This window comes from Bacillus sp. PK6-16, assembly GCF_056530295.1.
In genome coordinates this window covers 4,500,450-4,517,517 of sequence record NZ_CP096511.1, presented here as the reverse complement: position 1 = coordinate 4,517,517, position 17,068 = coordinate 4,500,450, and the positions used below count along the sequence as shown (strand labels likewise).

Below are 17,068 nucleotides of genomic sequence, written 5' to 3'. Positions count from 1 at the left end.
AAAAACATTACAAAACATTTACATTTCGTAAAAATTCAATATATTTATAAAAAGTCAGATTTTCTATATTATCTTTTTTAGATGTAGAATAAGTATAAGTTGTTTTAGTAGAAATGAAAATATGTATTGTGAGAAAGTGATAGAGAAGTAAGATTTGTTGAAATATAGCCAAGAAGAAATGAGTAAGCTTACTTATTTCTTCTATATAATAAAGAAGAATTTGACGGATAAAGGAGAGAGCATAATGAATCATACATCATTCCGAGCAATCGTTGTGAACGAAACGGAAAATCATCAGTTTGTAAGAAAAGTTGTTGAGAGAGAAGTAAGTAGTTTACCTGAGGGAGACGTATTCATACAAGTTCATTATTCTTCATTAAATTATAAAGATGCTCTTTCAGCTACTGGTAATAAGGGGGTTACGAGAACATATCCTCATACGCCAGGAATTGATGCTGCAGGAGTGGTTGTGAGTAGTGAAGATGCTACCATTAAAGCAGGAGATCAAGTTATTGTAACGGGATATGACTTAGGTATGAATACCTCTGGTGGTTTCGGAGAATATATTCGCGTGCCATCATCTTGGGTCGTGCCTTTACCGGAAGGAATGTCATTAAAGGAAAGTATGATGTATGGGACAGCAGGTTTTACTGCGGCTTTGTCGGTATATAAGCTTATTGGAGCAGGAGTCAAGCCTAGTATGGGAGATGTTTTAGTAACGGGTGCTACAGGCGGCGTAGGGAGTGTAGCTGTTAGTATATTAAGTAAGCTAGGGTTTAACGTAGTAGGAGCGACAGGAAAAATGGAAGAGGAAGATATGCTACTACGTCTAGGAGCGAAAAAGGTGATTCATCGCGCGGAATTGAATGATGAATCAGGAAGACCGATGTTAAAAGGGATATACGCGGGAGTTATCGATACTGTAGGTGGACATATGCTAGAAACAGCTTTAAAAACAGTAAAGTATGGTGGTTGTGTAACGACATGCGGTAATGTGGCAGGCCAGGAACTACAAACAACGGTATATCCGTTTATTTTACGAGGTATAAGCCTTTTAGGGATAGATTCCGTGCAATGCCCAGTAGATGTGAGAAGAGATGTTTGGACGCTTTTAGCGAAAGAATGGGGAAATAAAGAGTTACTATCTTATACAGAAGAATGTATATTAGAAGAATTAGAGAAGAAGTTTGCACTTATATTGCAAGGAAAGTTAAAAGGAAGAACAGTTGTTAAAATATAATGAAAAAAGAGACGCTTAAGTTAGCGTCTCTTTCTTATTATAATGATTGTTTTAGATTGATTTTTCCTTGTTCACCTAAAACACCGTCAGCGATATTTACAGCGTGGTCGCCAATGCGCTCTAAGTTACTTACCATATCGACGAAGATGATACTTGCATCACCTGAACAGCTGCGTTCGTTTAGACGTAATACGTGACGTTTACGAAGAACACGTTCCATTTGGTCGATTTTGCGTTCTTTGGCAATAACAGTTTGAGCTAGTTCAGTATCGAAGTTTGTTAAAGCTTCAACTGAGTCTTGTAGTGTTGAAATTGTTAACTCAAGCATTTCATTTAATTCAGCTAATGCTTCATCTGATAGTGAAACACGGTTTGAAATTTGGAAATCTACAAGTTCTACAAGGTTTTCTACATGATCACCGACACGTTCAATATCTCCAACAACACCTGCTAAAACAGAATGTTTTTCAGAATCTGTAGGTGAAAGTGGCTTTTCTGATAGTAAAACTAAATACTCGGTAATTTTTTTATCTAAATTGTTAATAGCTCCTTCTAATTGAGTAGCCATGTTTGCGTGTTTTTTGTCTTGTGTATTTAAAAATTGATTTGCTTCTTTTAATCCATGTAATGAGAACTCAGCCATACGGATAATCTCTTTTTGAGCTTCGGTTAAAGCGATAGCTGGAGATTGTTCAATAAAGATTGGATTTAAATGTTGTGGTTTGAAGTCAATCGCTGCATCTTCACCACGAATAATTTTTGTTACGATCCATGCTAACACTGCAATGAACGGGAATTGAATGATTGTATTTGTTACGTTAAATGTTCCGTGTGCAAATGCAATAGTCATTTCTGGATTCAAGTTTAATGATGTTTGGAAATATTGAATTAAACTTGTAAATGGTATTAATAAAATTGTAAAGATAATTGTACCGATAATATTAAAGATAACGTGAACTAATGCTGCACGTCTTGCTGCAATTGAAGTACCGATTGCTGCTAATACAGCTGTAATTGTTGTACCGATGTTATCACCGAATAATACAGGAAGAGCTGCTTGTAAATCGATTGCACCTTGACCGAATAGTTCTTGTAAAATACCGATAGTTGCACTTGAGCTTTGTACAATTAAAGTAAAGACTGTACCGACAACAATTCCTAAAATTGGATTATCACTCATGCTAACTGTTAATTCTTGGAATGATTCTAAAGAACGAAGAGGTTTCATACCTGCACTCATTAACTCTAAACCGAAGAATAACATACCAAAACCGAATACAACTTGACCTACAGAATGTACTTTTTTATTTTTAAAGAAGAATAGTAAGATTGCTCCAATTGCCATAACTGGGAGAGCATATTCTCCGATTTTAATTCCGATAATAAATGCAGTAACTGTCGTACCGATGTTTGCACCCATAATAACACCGATTGCTTGTCTTAATGTCATAAATCCGGCACTTACAAGTCCGACTGTTAAAGCGGTTGTTCCTGAACTGGATTGGATTAATACAGTAACTAACATACCTGCTAGTACACCCATAAGTGGGTTTGTTGTAAAACGATCTAGAATATCGCGAAGACGATCTCCAGCTGCTTGTTGCAGTCCATCGCCCATGTATTTAATCCCGAATAAGAAAATACCTAATCCACCAATGAACTGGAAGATCATATCTTGAACATTATATTCCACGCATTCCACTCCTTAAATTTCATGTACGATGTAATTATTAACTGAACCTTGAGTCACTGTAAACGGTTTGCTAGTAAAATTTACACTAAATTTACAAAGGAAAGAAAAGTTTACAATCCCTTAAAGAAACAACTGCATTTCATTGGTTTTTACCTTGTATAAATCTTAATCTTGTAAAGAAATCACACTTTTTAGAATAATATTGTTCAGTCGAATATCAAGGAAAGTATCTGCGAGTTCATCGTATATTTTTTGATGAAAGTTAAGAAAATATGTAGGGAAATGCATGTAGTTTTAGAACAGCAAAATGAGGAAAAACAATTCTTTTAACATGATAAAAAAGCCACTGAATTATCCAGCAGCTTTTTCCGTGTTTTTATCGCCATGCTTTTGTTTTCTTATGCTTGTAATGTAAATGAAGAGAAAAGCAATAAGTAATAGAGAGGAGTAACGATATACAGTTGCATAGTTTGTAAAGTGAGCAATAAATCCAAAGATAATCGCTCCAGCGCCGATTCCAAGGTCAAATGCGGAGAAGAATGTAGCAGTTGCTACGCCGCGTCGATGCGGTGCTACGCGGTCAATCATCCATGCTTGTAGTGCAGGTTGGATCGCTCCAAAACCACTTCCGTAACATGCTGCAGCAATAATTAAGCTCGGAATTGTCGTCGTATACGACAATAAAATAATACCTGTAAACGTTATAATAACTCCCGGAATGATGACGAATGTATGGCCTTTCGCATCATATAGCTTTCCAGAGAATGGACGAGTCACAGCGATTGCTAGTGCGTTACATAAAAAGAAGAGACTAATATCAGCTATGCCGACTTCTGTAGCAAATAGTGTGATAAAACTTCCGATTCCTCCGTACATTAATGTAATACATAATATTAATAATGAAGGAAGTAAAGCTTTACGCTCAATAAATCCATCGAGAAAAGTACTAGATGATTGTTGTGGAGGCTGTTTCGTTTTTTGGATTTGAAGTAGTTTCGTTAATATTAATGAAACAATTGTGCACGATAATGCACATAAAAAAAGAATTGTGAAGTTATATGTTTGCATAAGCCATAGTCCGATAAGTGGACCGAGGGCCATTGCAATTGTTCCAGAAAGGCCAAAATATCCCATGCCTTCTCCGCGGCGAGCTGAGGGAATTAAATCAGAAACGACAGTTCCATATGTAGTCGTTGTAATACCGAAACCAGCTCCGTGCAAAATACGAACAGCAAGCAAGAGAAAAATAGTTGAGGCGAAAAGGTAACTGCCCATAGCGAGTAAACAGATAGCAGTACCGATCATTAAAATGATTTTTTTATTGAATTTTTGCAAGGCGTTCCCCGTTAGCGGTCTAACAAAAAGTGCCGCAACGGTAAACATACCGACAACAAATCCGATATTTGAACTTGTGCCACCAATTTCTTTCACATAAACAGGTAAGGTTGGAATTAACATTTGAAACCCTAAAAACATACATAAGTTTGCAAAAATTAAAGCAACAAACTCTTTTGTCCATAACGGTTCTCGTTTTACGAGTATTGCTTCTCCCATATATTCATCCCCTATATAAAATTTTCTCTTTTCTTTCGAGTATATGTATTGGCCAATGCAACAGTCAAGGAAGGTGTCTTGAAAACGGATAACAATTTTTAAGGTGAAAAACTGACAAATTTGTGTAAAAGCTACACAACTATGAAAAAAAGATGTAAAGTATAGATGTATAGACTTGTAGGTGTTAAGAATGATAGAAATTGTTTTTTCTTTAAAGAAAGCGGATTCAAAAGAGTAGTGAACAAGAAGGGGATATATACTTTTCACTACATATATTTGAAAAGGTTTACAATATGATGAAGAAAGAGGCGTGTACATATGAGACGATTAGGTATTTCTATTTATCCAGAACATTCAACAGTAGAGAAAGATAAGGAGTATTTAACATTAGCAAGTAAATATGGATTTACACGTGTGTTCACATGTTTATTATCTGTGGATGGAGAAAAAGAGAAAATTATAGAAGAATTTAAAGAAACGATCTCTCATGCGAACGCATTAGGGTTCCAAGTATTAGTTGATATTAGTCCATCTGTTTTTGAACAATTAGGTATTTCGTATAATGATTTATCATTCTTCCATGAATTAGGTGCGTACGGTATTCGTTTAGATGTCGGTTTCTCAGGATTAGAAGAATCAATTATGACTTATAATCCGTATGGTTTGAAAATTGAGATTAATATGAGCAATGGTACGAAGTATGTAGATAACATTATGAGTCACAGACCAAATCGTGAAAATTTAATTGGTTGTCATAATTTTTATCCGCATCGTTATTCAGGGTTATCATACGATCATTTCATTAAATGCTCGAAACAATTTAAAGATTACGGTATGAGAACGGCTGCTTTTATTTCATCATTTGATGCAACATACGGACCTTGGCCAGTAACAGAAGGGTTATGTACATTAGAGCAGCATCGTGAATTACCGATGACAACACAGGCGAAACATTTATTCGCGACGGAATTAATTGATGATGTTATTATTGCAAACGCATATGCGTCAGAAAAAGAATTACAAGCACTAGGTGCATTAAATAAAGAGAAACAAACATTTGATATAGAAATATATGATACAACGACAGAACTAGAAAGAATTATCGTATTAGACGAACCACATTTTTATCGCGGAGATGTATCTGAATATATGATTCGTTCTACACAAAGTCGTGTGAAATATAAAAAAGAAGAGTTTAAACCTCATAATACGCGTGAAATTAAGCGTGGAGATTTATTAATTGATAATGAACAATATGGTCAGTATAAAGGCGAATTACAAATTGCATTAAAAGATATGGTTAATACAGGAAAAACAAATGTAGTTGGTCGAATTGTAGAAGAAGAGATTTTCTTACTAGACTATTTACAAGCATGGGATAAATTCGGATTTACATTAAAGAAATAGAGAGAATATAAAGGGGAAAAACTACTGATTTCAGCAGCTTTTCCCCCTTTATATATAAAGAGCGAGAGGAAGAGCTATGACAAAGGTGCATCAGCGATTAATTTCTATTTTAGAGGAATTTTTAGAAGAGAAATCGATGTTAAATCGAGCTTTTTTAGCAGGCCGTTTACATGTATCAACGAAGACGATTCAAAAGGATATAAAATTATTAAATGATATATTGGAAGAAAACGGAGCGAAAATCGAATCGCAAAGAGGGAATGGGTACGAATTAGAAATTATAAAAAAGAAGAAATTTGAAGACTTTTGTGTGAGTCTATTTCAAAAACAGACGGAAAAGATCCCAACTTCTTATGAAGAAAGAATAGCGTACATTCTGCAGCGTGTTTTAATGACAGAGGGATATGTGAAGCTTTCAGAATTAGCGGAAGAGATGTATGTGAGCAAATCAACGGTCAATTTAATTATGAAAGATGTTACAGATATATGTGGTCGCTATGAATTACAAATTGAGAAGAGACCGTATTATGGTATACGTATTGTTGGAGAGGAATTTAATATTCGTTCTTGTTTATCACAATATGGTTTACCGCGTTATGATCATACTCCGTTTCATGAGCAATTTGAGCAGACGGAGACATATTTATCGCTACCGCATATATCACTCATTCGTTCAATTATATTAAAGTATATTGAAGGCGGAACAATATATTTATCTGATATAGAAATTGATAATTTAGTCATTCATATTGCAATCGCATTAAAGCGTTGTCAAAGTCAACATTATATGAAAGGACTGCATGTGGAGCAATCAGAACTTATAATAAAGAAAGAATATACAATTGCGAAGCAAATTTTAGGAGATTTAGAGAAAGAGTTAAAATTTTCATTTCCAGAAGAAGAAGTATTATATGTGACGATGCATTTATTAAGTACTGCTGTTACAACGAGAAATCGCTATGAAAATGTAGAAGAGCTATTAGGAAAAGATATATATGCATTTATGCAACATATTCTTTTTAAAGTAGCGGAAGAACGGAATCTTATTTTTTATTATGATGAGGAATTATTATTTGGATTTGGTATTCATTTAAAAACGTTATTAAATCGTTTGAAGTATAAGTTAAATACGAGAAATCCTCTTTTGGCAGAAGTGAAAAAGAATTATCCGTATGCTTTTGAAATTGCGGTTCTCGTTGGAGATATCATTGGTGAATATACGGGTGAATCGATCCCTGAAAGTGAAATTGGTTATATTGCAATTCACTTCGGCGGAGCTATGAGCCGTTTGCAGGAGCAAAATCAAAAGAAAAGATGCTTATTAGTTTGTGCGACTGGTCAAGGAAGTGCACAACTATTAAAATATAAAATTTTATCACAGTTCCGAGATAAATTAGAGATTGTAGGTATTACAGGCTATTATCAATTGAAAGTAGAAGATCTTTATAAAGAAAAAATAGATTGTATTATTAGTACGATTCATATACCGAGTGGCTTGCCTGTTCCAGTTATAAAAGTGAATTCAATATTTGATGATAAAGAGATTAAATCGATTGGTCAGCGGTTGTTTACGCATGTGAATACTAGTGTGCAGCCTTATATTAAGGAAGATTTAATCTTTTTAAATCATAGTGCTTCTACGAAAGAGGATGTTATTCAGTTTTTATGTGAGAAAGCTGCTGAGAAACGCTATGTACCAGAAAACTTTTATGCTTCTGTTATGGAAAGAGAAAATACGTCTCCGACAGCGGTTGGGAATTCAGTTGCAATCCCGCATCCGATGCAGTTATTAAGTGAGGAAACTTTTTTGATGTTTTGCACACTTGAAAAGGCTGTTGATTGGGGAGATAAAAAAGTACAAGTAATTATTTTATTTAGTGTAAAGCGCAATAATAATGAAGATTTGCAAAGGCTTTATGATTTTTTATATGATATTATGTCTAGTCAAACTACGATAGAGAAACTTACTCAGACCGAGGTAATTGAAGATTTTCAAGAGATTTTATTATCATTTTGAAAAAGTATATAAAAACTTCCGTTACATAACGGAAGTTTTTTATGTTTAATTGTATGCGTTTTCATAATAAGATGAAAATATAGAAAACATATAGCTTGGGGGAATTTAAAATGTCTGATATGCAAACTCCATTTGCGTTAATTTTACATGGTGGCAATGCGAGAAGTGCGGCGCTTGAAGCAATTGCTTTTGCAAGACAAGGAGATTTCGGGAATGCCGGTGAAAAGATGAAACTTGCTAGTGAGGAAATTTCAGCAGCGCATCGTATTCAAACGGATTTAATTCAAGAAGAGGCAAGAGGAAATCATGCAGAAATCAGTTTACTGTTAGTGCACGCACAAGATCATTTAATGAATGCAATTACAGTGAAAGAACTGGCTGAAGAATTTATTGCTCTTCATAAACGAGTAGAAGAGAAAGTGACCGTATAAGATGTACATTTTATTATGTTGTGCAGCAGGTATGTCAACGAGTATGGTCGTAAGAAAAATGCAAGAAGAGGCAAAAAAACAGGGGAAGAATTATAAAATTAAGGCGGTTGATTCAGAACTAGTGAAGCTTGAGATTAAGGAAGCCGATGTCGTTTTAATTGGCCCACAGGTGAAATACTTATTTCCAGCTGTAGAGTTTCTTGCAAATTCATACAATATACCAGTTGCGATTATAGACCAACGAGATTATGGCATGTGTGATGGTTTGAAGGTGCTTAAGCAAGCAGAACAATTAGTTTTAGCATAATTATATCTTTTTAAATATAAACATTATAATGTTATAAAGTTTATTTCATTCTTTTATAGTAGAGAGAAAGAGGAGGGCTATTGATGAATGGGTTTATGAGTTTTATGGAACAAAAGATTATGCCAACAACGCAAAAGATTGCAGGACAACGACATTTATTAGCAATTCGAAACGGGGTTATTTCTACATTGCCGTTAACGATCGTCGGATCATTTTTCGTTATCTTTTTAAATTTACCAATTGATGCATATATGGAATGGATTGCACCGTTTCGCCATATTTTAGATATTCCATTCCGATTTACAGTAGGACTAATGGCATTATACGCGGCGTTTGGTGTAGGGGCTTCGCTCGCGAACTTTTATCAGCTCAATCAGTTAAGTGCAGGGTTATTATCTGTACTCGCCTTTTTACTAGCATCAGTGGAACCAATTCAAATTACGAAAGCTGTACCAGGTGTTATTGATGCAGGTAGATATATTTCAGTAGGAACATTAAGTGCAACGTCTTTATTTGGCGCAATTGTTACAGCATTAATTGCAGTAGAAATTTATCATTTTATGATTAAGCATAATATCTCGATTAAATTACCAGATAGTGTACCACCCGCAGTTTCAAATTCGTTTGCAGCATTAATTCCAACATTAGCAGTTATTCTTTTATTCTGGGGTATTCGCTACGGTTTGAAATTCGATGTGAATACAACGATCACATATTTAATCGCACCATTAAAATCAGTATTAGTAGGAAATAATTTATTCGGTGGTTTATTAACAGTATTCTTAATCGTGTTTTTCTGGTCATTCGGTATACATGGACCAGCGATTTTAGGACCAATTATTCGTCCGATGTGGGATTCAGCAATTCTTGAAAATATGGAAGTATTCACGGCTACAGGAAATGCACATCAGTTACCAAACTTATTTACAGAGCAATTCATTCAATGGTTCGTATGGATTGGCGGATCAGGTTCAACGTTAGCTTTAGTAATTATGTTTATGTTCTCTAAATCTAAGTTCCTAAAAGAGTTAGGTAGATTATCATTCGTACCAGGTTTATTCAATATTAACGAACCAATTATTTTCGGTGCACCAATTGTAATGAACCCAATCTTAATTATTCCGTTCGTTATTACACCGTTAGTGACAACGACAGTATCATATTTCGCAGTTGTTTCAGGTATGATTCCACTTATGATGGCGAAACTGCCATTTACGATGTTAGCACCAATTGCAGCGGTGATTAGTACGGACTGGACAATTATGGCTGGTGTACTTGTACTTGTTAACTTTGTTATCTCGTTCGTTATTTACTATCCATTCTTCAAAATGTATGAGAAACAACAATTAGCAGGAGAGGAGAAAACAGAATGCTCGGAGCAATTATCATCTTAATTACATTCGTGGTCGGACAGTGTATTGCCCATTATTCGAAATGGGTACAAAGTAAATCTTTATTAGTGTTACTACTAGTATCAGTTTTATTTATCGGTTGTTCAATGGGTGCATATGTAATGTTAGGATTGCAATCACCGTACGTAATTATTGTACCGACAATTTTATGTGCAACGTGTTTATCTGCAAAATATAGATTTACGAGCATGGCATTAATACAACGTGTGAAGGAGATGCAAAAGCATGGAGCGTAAATTAGGAATTTCACTTTATCCAGAACATTCAACGAAAGAAAAAGATATGGCTTATATTTCCGCAGCGGCACGACACGGTTTTTCAAGAATATTTACTTGTTTGTTATCTGTGAATCGTCCGAAAGAAGAAATTGTAGCTGAATTTAAAGAGATTATCAATCACGCAAAAGATAACAATATGGAAGTTATTTTAGATGTAGCTCCGGCTGTGTTTGATCAGCTTGGTATTAGTTATAGCGATTTATCATTCTTCGCGGAGTTAGGCGCAGACGGTATTCGTTTAGATGTAGGCTTCGACGGGTTAACTGAAGCGAAAATGACGAATAATCCGTACGGTTTAAAAATTGAGTTAAATGTAAGTAACGATATTGCGTACTTAGAAAATATTCTTTCGCATCAAGCGAATAAATCAGCTTTAATTGGTTGCCATAATTTTTATCCGCAAAAATTCACTGGTCTTCCGTACGATTATTTCATTCGCTGCAGTGAACGCTTTAAAAAGCATGGTATTCGCAGTGCAGCCTTTATTACATCACATGTCGCAAACATCGGTCCATGGGATATTAACGATGGATTATGTACATTAGAAGAGCATCGTAATTTACCAATTGAAGTACAAGCGAAGCATTTATGGGCAACAGGGTTAATTGATGATGTCATTATCGGAAATGCTTATGCGAGTGAGGAAGAGTTAGAGAAACTAGGAAACTTAAATCGCTACATGTTACAGCTAAAAGTGCACTTTGTAGACGAAGCGACTGAAGTAGAGAAGAGAGCTACGCTGCAAGAATTACACGTAAGGCGCGGCGACATAACAGAGTATATGGTACGTTCTACAGAAGTGCGTAAAAAATATAAAGATTATGACTTCCCAGTGCGTGAAAGCGTGCTACAGGAAAGAGGGCAAGTTGTAATTGGTAATAACTCATTCGGAAAGTATAAAGGTGAACTGCAAATCATCTTGAAAGAAATGCCGATAGATGAACGGAAAAATATCGTCGGTACAATTGCGGAAGAAGAGTTATTCTTACTAGATTATGTAGGAGCTTGGACGCAGTTTACTTGTGTGGAATAGAGAAGAGAAGGAGAGGATGCTGTGGCATCCTCTTTTTTTAATGTCTATTACGTATACCATTTTTCAAAAAGCACCGCGCCCTGTGGTTAGGGGGGAGATAACTATTAAAAAAGTTGATAGCTTGGTAATATGGCTAGAGGTTTGTTCTCCTATGTTGTTTTTTTTAATATAAGCAAGGGATTAGAGATTAACTATCATTCCTTTTCCATTCACACTTTATCTGTAATTGATCACCATTTAATTCTGCGGATAAATTACCATTCATCTTTGTCATTAGGCTTTTTGCAATAAACAAACCTAAACCTGTACCTTTTTCTTTTCTTGCTTGATCTACTTTATAAAATCGATCAAACAGAAAAGGGAGATCTTTTTCTTTTAATTGATTTGCTGGATTTATTATATTGAGTTGAACAGCTGATGAATGTTTAACGAGTTGAATGGTAACCTCTTTATATGAATGCTTAATTGCATTGGTAATTAAGTTTTCAATTACACGTTTAACAGCTGATGAATCCGCCATAATATAAATTTCTTCCTCAGGAATCAGGATAGTAGGCTTTATTTGAGCTTTTTGGAAATCATCATAAAAATTGAATAAAGAGTTTAATAACAATGTATTTAATTTGACGCTTTCTATTTTTAATGGATGATCAGGTGACTCTATAACGGATAGTTCAAAAAAATCATCTAATAAATCCTTTAATCGCAGTGCTCCAGTTTTTGTATTTGTTAAATACTGCTCTCTTTTTTCTGGTGTTATATCTTCGGAGTCTAAAAATTGTATATAACCTAAAATAGATGTCATGGGGGTGCGTATATCATGCGACATACTCGCAATAGCCTGCTTAAATTCCTTTTTCGTTCTTAATGTCTCGGCAACAGCCTCGTTCGTTAAATCAATTTGTTTATTTATATGTGCTGCTAAATTCTCAAGATCTTTATCATAAAAAGTAAGATCTATTTTTTTTGAGATTACTTTTTTGTTTATTTGTTTGAGTTGTTGAGAAACATGTTTTAGCTCTTTTTTTAATAAGTAAAAGCGAACGAAGAAAATAAATATAGCTATTACAGATAGAATTACTATAAAAATCATCATTTCATTCGCCTTCCTTTATGATTTATTTAATTTCTTTTTTTAGGAATACAAATATTCCTAATATACCAAATGCCAAATAGACTAAAATAGGTATAATCGTTAATTTGAAAATTTCAATGCTATCCATTGTGTTTACCATAATAATTTTATATACCAAATGGAAAATTGAATGATTGTAAATATATTCAATTACTGTAGATTTGCTAGCTAATAGAAACATAATAGGATCAAATAGAAGGAATATAGCAAATAGAATGCCAATTGTTTTCCCGCTATCCGTAAATAGTGTTGCAAACACCATCATAATAGAAGCAAATGCAGCTGCATACAATATGATGAAAATCATTGTTTGCATAAAGTACTTTAAATCAGGCATACCATTAAATTGAGCATATATAGCGCCAATTCCTGTCAGAGCGATTGGTAATATAACTGAGAGAATGATTGCTCCAAATGTGAATACAAGTAGTTTAGATATATAAATTCTAATTCTACTATTTCCTGATGATGCAATACTTTTCATTGTACCAAGAGAATATTCACTAGAAATAAAATAGCCTGCTAAAAGACATGGAAGTAACTTTAACACATAATGGTTCTTACCAATAATACTTGTAAATAAGTCGTCTACTCTAAACGGCTCTGTTCCAAACATAAACATGATAGTGGGAATAAGGACAGCGATAGCAATCAATATTAGAATCAGTGTTTTAAACGATCTGTCCTTTTTTAACTTAAACACTTCTGATTTTAATAGATTATCCATGCTGAATACCCCCAATAAGCTTCGTAAAATAACTTTCCAAATCTTGTCCCATGGATTTAAATTGTTCAATAATCAATCCTTCTGTAGCTAATACTTTAGAAACCATTCCTGGTTGATCAAGATGGGTATATAGTCGAATTACACCGTCAGGCATAACCTCGTAGTCAGTCGTAGAAAGTATCGTTTCAATTATGGTTGTAGCCTTCTCTGTATTATCTACTTTGATATGCAAATATTGCTGACATTTCTCTTCTAGCTGTTTCACGGTCATTTGCTCAATTAATTTTCCATTATGAATGAAACCATAATGAGTGGCTAACAAATGCATTTCGCTTAAAATATGACTAGATATGAGTATAGTAATTCCTTTTTCCTTATTGAGCTTTTTCAATAACTCCCTTATTTCTACAACGCCCATAGGGTCTAAGCCGTTAATCGGTTCATCGAGAATTAAAAATTCTGGATCTCCTAAAAGGGCAATCGCAAGACTAAGCCTTTGTTTCATACCTAATGAAAAATTCTTGGCTTTCTTTTCTTTCGTATCAAGAAGCCCTACGAGTGAGAGTGTCTTTTGGATACAGTCTTTTCCTGGGACACCTTTTAAAAGCCTATGCGCTTCTAAATTTTCAGCAGCTGTCATATGTGGATAAATTGCGGGCATCTCAATCATAGAACCAATGCGCTTTCTAGCTTGAACTAATTCTTTTTCACGTGATTCTCCAAATAGCTCAATCGTACCTGATGTTGGCATTGCTAATCCAGTCACCAAACGAGTTAGTGTAGATTTACCCGCACCATTTTGTCCGATAAAACCGTAAATTGAACCCTGTTCAATTGAAATGTTCACTTTATTTAAAGCAATATGATTTTTATATTGCTTTGATAATTGATTTGTCTTAAGTACATAACTATTCATTCATTTACCTCCCTTACGTGATACATTTAGTATAGTAAGAAGAACATAAGAGAAGCTTAAGTTAAATCTAAAGAAAACCTTAAGTTTTAAGACGATAGCCCATTCCCCAAATCGTTTCGATATATTCAGCATTTGGATCAGCCTTAGATAGCTTACTTCTTATATTGCTCATATGAACGTTCATAATATTATTATCACCATAAAACTTTTCATTCCAGACACTTTCAAACAAATTTTCTTTCGTGAAAATTTTGTTAGGGGATGACACAAGCATAACTAAAAGTTCGTATTCACGAGCTGTAAAATTGAGTGCATTCCCTTCAACAAAAACTTTTTTTGCTTCTGTATCTATTACTAAATTTTTGTGCCTTAATTCCTTATTTGTTGGAGCTGTATGTAACCGTCGATATCTCCTCAAATGCGAGTCAATTCTCGCGGAAACTTCCTCAATATCAAACGGCTTCGTAATATAATCATCCGCACCTGATCTGAGCGCATCAATTTTAGCTTGCTGCTCAATCTTTGCTGAAATAATAAGAACAGGTGTGTCACTTTGATCGGTTATTTTTGAAAGAATCTCTTCTCCATTCATACCAGGAAGCATTAAATCGAGTAATACCATATCCCATTCTTGCCTCTCTAGATAAATCATAGCTTCTGTACCTGAGAAAGCTGATTGAGAAACATACCCACTTTTTTCTACGATACTACATAATAATTGATTTATATCATTATCATCCTCAACAACTAATATATTGATTACTTGTGACATCATCGGCACGCCCCTTTTACTGTGAAACTTATCTATTTTGAAACAAACAACACATTATTTTAACATAATGTGTTGTTTGTTTCGTTTTAAAGTACATGATAATACTGTACATAAAATACATATCGATATACATAATTCCAACAATAAGAGTTCTGTTTGTTATAAAAGTAGAAAATTCTGTCTATTATTATTTTCAGAAACATTACAAATCTGTTAGTTAGTAGTAAGGTTATTCAATATTAAACAACAAGTGTATCCCTTATAATAATGCAGGATATATTATGTGATTTCAGAGTAAACAATAATTATTGTAAGTAAAGGAAGAGAAGTGTATGCACAAAATTATGATTGTAGAAGATGACCAAAAAATTTCAAAATTACTTCAATCTCATATTAGTAAATATGGTTATGAAGGTGTTATTACGGAAGATTTTGAACATGTCTTGATTCAATTCGAAGATATTAAACCTGATTTAGTTTTATTAGATATAAATTTACCCAGCTTTGATGGTTATTACTGGTGTCGCCAAATTCGAACAATATCCACTTGCCCTATCATTTTTATATCTGCACGTAGTGGAGAGATGGAACAAGTTATGGCACTTGAACATGGGGCAGATGATTATATTACTAAACCGTTTCACTATGAAGTTGTTATGGCTAAAATCCGAAGCCATCTTCGACGCATATATGGTGAATACGCTCCAAAGGTAGAAGCGAGGGTTATAGAACAATCAGGTTTAACACTTTATCCAGAAAGAATGGAATTAAAGCTAAATAATACTACTTGTACAGTCTCAAAAAAGGAAGCAGTTCTATTGGAGCTTCTCATGCAACGAGCTCCCAATATTGTCAGCCGTGGGAAAATTCTTGAAAAGCTTTGGGATGATTACACGTATGTAGATGATAATACATTAAGCGTAAATATTACACGTGTTCGTAAAAAATTAGAAGGAATCGGAATAAAAAATGCGCTTGAAACAGTTCGCGGTGCAGGATACCGTTTGAAAATAACATGGAAGAATGATGAGGTATTGTGATGAAGTTATTTTTACGTGAGCAAATACCTTTTATTATTTTTTCTGTTATGCAACTATGCGTCACACTTACTGTGTATTGGCTGGATGGATATCGTAATTTACCTACAGCACTATACAGTGTATTTTTAGGGATTTGTTTATTAATGGGATATTTAATATATCGTTACTTTAGTAACCGTAGATTGTATAACAAATTATCCACTCCTTTTAAAACCTTACATGAATCCATACAAGAAATGGATTCCACTCCATTATCAGTAGCTTTTCAGGATGTATTAGTAACGCAGTATAACCATTATCAACAACAACTAAAAACATGGGAATATAAACAGAGAGAGCATCTCACGTTTTTAAATCAGTGGGTACATCAGATGAAAACTCCTTTATCAGTTATTGAACTCATTACACAAGAAGAAGACGGGGAAAGTTTTGAAAGTATTGTAGAAGAAGTAGAGCGAATGCAGTATGGATTAGAAATGGTATTATACATGGCACGTTTAGAAACATTTGAGCAAGATTTTTATGTAGAAAGAGTATCTTTACAAAATATTGTGCAAGAAGTGATTGTTGAGAATAAGCGTCTTTTTATTCGTAGTTATGTATATCCAGAAGTGAAAATAAAGCAAAATCTTATGGTGGAGACGGATAGAAAGTGGCTTCGGTTTGTAATTAATCAAGTTATATCTAATGCCATTAAATATTCTGCAGGAAGTAGAAAGAACGTGACACTGGCTGCATTTGAGGAAGGGCGCTCTGTAATTTTAGAAATTCAAGACCATGGGGTAGGGATTCCAAGGGAAGATCTTCCTAGAGTGTTTCGTCCGTTTTATACGGGAGAAAACGGGCGGAAATTTAAAGAATCAACTGGTATGGGGTTATATCTTGTGGAAAATATTATCGAGCGATTGGAACACAAAATTGAAATTGAATCGGAAGTAGGAAGAGGAACGAAAGTCCGTATCATTTTCCCTTATGCAATTCGTTCCTAGTTTAATTTGAAATGATTTTTCAGAAAACTTACAGGTCTGTTAGGGAAATGAAAGGTTAATCGATATGAGAAAGGTGGCATCTTCGCTAAACTAAGTTATATCAAAAGAGAATAAGGA

Annotated in this window: 16 protein-coding genes; 10 read left to right on the top strand and 6 right to left on the bottom strand. The window is 34.3% G+C overall.

The genetic code is table 11. The annotated features are described in order from the left end of the window. Positions 1–244: 244 nt before the first annotated feature. Positions 245–1,240, top strand: coding sequence for a YhdH/YhfP family quinone oxidoreductase (locus tag M1D66_RS23190; RefSeq protein ID WP_049108232.1), 996 nt, complete (start codon positions 245–247; stop codon positions 1,238–1,240). Positions 1,241–1,277: 37 nt separating this feature from the next. Here M1D66_RS23190 and M1D66_RS23185 read toward each other — a convergent pair whose 3' ends face one another. Both M1D66_RS23185 and M1D66_RS23180 read right to left on the bottom strand, forming a co-directional pair. Then, entirely contained in the window at positions 1,278–2,933 is a 1,656-nt protein-coding gene (locus M1D66_RS23185) for a Na/Pi cotransporter family protein (protein ID WP_000456269.1), read from the bottom strand. Between the two features lie 351 nt (positions 2,934–3,284). Next, entirely contained in the window at positions 3,285–4,487 is a 1,203-nt protein-coding gene (locus M1D66_RS23180; RefSeq protein WP_000503239.1) for an MFS transporter, read from the bottom strand. A gap of 318 nt (positions 4,488–4,805) precedes the next feature. On the opposite strand from M1D66_RS23180, the gene M1D66_RS23175 reads away from it, so the two are divergent. The 7 genes from M1D66_RS23175 to M1D66_RS23145 all read left to right on the top strand — a co-directional run bounded on the left by M1D66_RS23175 (position 4,806) and on the right by M1D66_RS23145 (position 11,372). Then, positions 4,806–5,894, top strand: coding sequence for a DUF871 domain-containing protein (locus M1D66_RS23175; protein WP_049108233.1), 1,089 nt, complete (start codon positions 4,806–4,808; stop codon positions 5,892–5,894). A gap of 76 nt (positions 5,895–5,970) precedes the next feature. Continuing rightward, positions 5,971–7,911 (top strand): BglG family transcription antiterminator, encoded by a 1,941-nt coding sequence (locus tag M1D66_RS23170; protein WP_086411490.1) that lies wholly within the window; start codon positions 5,971–5,973, stop codon positions 7,909–7,911. Between the two features lie 110 nt (positions 7,912–8,021). Then, positions 8,022–8,342 carry a PTS lactose/cellobiose transporter subunit IIA gene (locus M1D66_RS23165; RefSeq protein WP_001282173.1) on the top strand — a complete coding sequence of 107 codons (321 nt, stop codon included), beginning with the start codon at positions 8,022–8,024 and terminating at the stop codon, positions 8,340–8,342. A 1-nt stretch (position 8,343) separates the two neighbouring features. After that, positions 8,344–8,649, top strand: a complete 306-nt coding sequence (locus M1D66_RS23160; RefSeq protein ID WP_000275642.1) for a PTS sugar transporter subunit IIB — start codon at positions 8,344–8,346, stop codon at positions 8,647–8,649. 83 nt (positions 8,650–8,732) lie between these two features. After that, positions 8,733–10,043 carry a PTS sugar transporter subunit IIC gene (locus tag M1D66_RS23155; protein WP_001013053.1) on the top strand — a complete coding sequence of 437 codons (1,311 nt, stop codon included), beginning with the start codon at positions 8,733–8,735 and terminating at the stop codon, positions 10,041–10,043. Continuing rightward, a complete protein-coding gene (locus tag M1D66_RS23150) occupies positions 10,019–10,297 on the top strand; it encodes a hypothetical protein (protein WP_000900048.1) in 279 nt (92 codons plus the stop codon). The genes M1D66_RS23155 and M1D66_RS23150 overlap by 25 nt, the downstream gene beginning before the upstream one ends. Beyond that, positions 10,287–11,372: a DUF871 domain-containing protein gene (locus tag M1D66_RS23145; RefSeq protein WP_000440054.1), complete on the top strand. Its 1,086-nt coding sequence runs from the start codon at positions 10,287–10,289 to the stop codon at positions 11,370–11,372. The genes M1D66_RS23150 and M1D66_RS23145 overlap by 11 nt, the downstream gene beginning before the upstream one ends. A 187-nt stretch (positions 11,373–11,559) precedes the next feature. Here M1D66_RS23145 and M1D66_RS23140 read toward each other — a convergent pair whose 3' ends face one another. The 4 genes from M1D66_RS23140 to M1D66_RS23125 all read right to left on the bottom strand — a co-directional run bounded on the left by M1D66_RS23140 (position 11,560) and on the right by M1D66_RS23125 (position 14,922). Continuing rightward, positions 11,560–12,468, bottom strand: a complete 909-nt coding sequence (locus tag M1D66_RS23140; RefSeq protein ID WP_242554858.1) for a sensor histidine kinase — start codon at positions 12,466–12,468, stop codon at positions 11,560–11,562. 22 nt (positions 12,469–12,490) lie between these two features. Continuing rightward, the gene (locus M1D66_RS23135) at positions 12,491–13,234 is read right to left on the bottom strand and encodes an ABC transporter permease (protein ID WP_086388807.1); all 744 of its coding nucleotides are present in this window, start codon (positions 13,232–13,234) and stop codon (positions 12,491–12,493) included. Next, on the bottom strand, positions 13,227–14,150 hold the full coding sequence (locus M1D66_RS23130) for an ABC transporter ATP-binding protein (RefSeq protein WP_086388808.1): 924 nt from the start codon (positions 14,148–14,150) through the stop codon (positions 13,227–13,229). The genes M1D66_RS23135 and M1D66_RS23130 overlap by 8 nt, the downstream gene beginning before the upstream one ends. A 79-nt stretch (positions 14,151–14,229) precedes the next feature. Then, positions 14,230–14,922: a response regulator transcription factor gene (locus M1D66_RS23125; protein ID WP_049108299.1), complete on the bottom strand. Its 693-nt coding sequence runs from the start codon at positions 14,920–14,922 to the stop codon at positions 14,230–14,232. A 332-nt stretch (positions 14,923–15,254) separates the two neighbouring features. On the opposite strand from M1D66_RS23125, the gene M1D66_RS23120 reads away from it, so the two are divergent. Both M1D66_RS23120 and M1D66_RS23115 read left to right on the top strand, forming a co-directional pair. Continuing rightward, positions 15,255–15,962: a response regulator transcription factor gene (locus M1D66_RS23120; RefSeq protein WP_049108238.1), complete on the top strand. Its 708-nt coding sequence runs from the start codon at positions 15,255–15,257 to the stop codon at positions 15,960–15,962. Further along, the gene (locus tag M1D66_RS23115) at positions 15,962–16,951 is read left to right on the top strand and encodes a sensor histidine kinase (protein ID WP_049108239.1); all 990 of its coding nucleotides are present in this window, start codon (positions 15,962–15,964) and stop codon (positions 16,949–16,951) included. Before M1D66_RS23120 ends, M1D66_RS23115 begins: the two co-directional genes overlap by 1 nt. Positions 16,952–17,068: the final 117 nt, after the last annotated feature.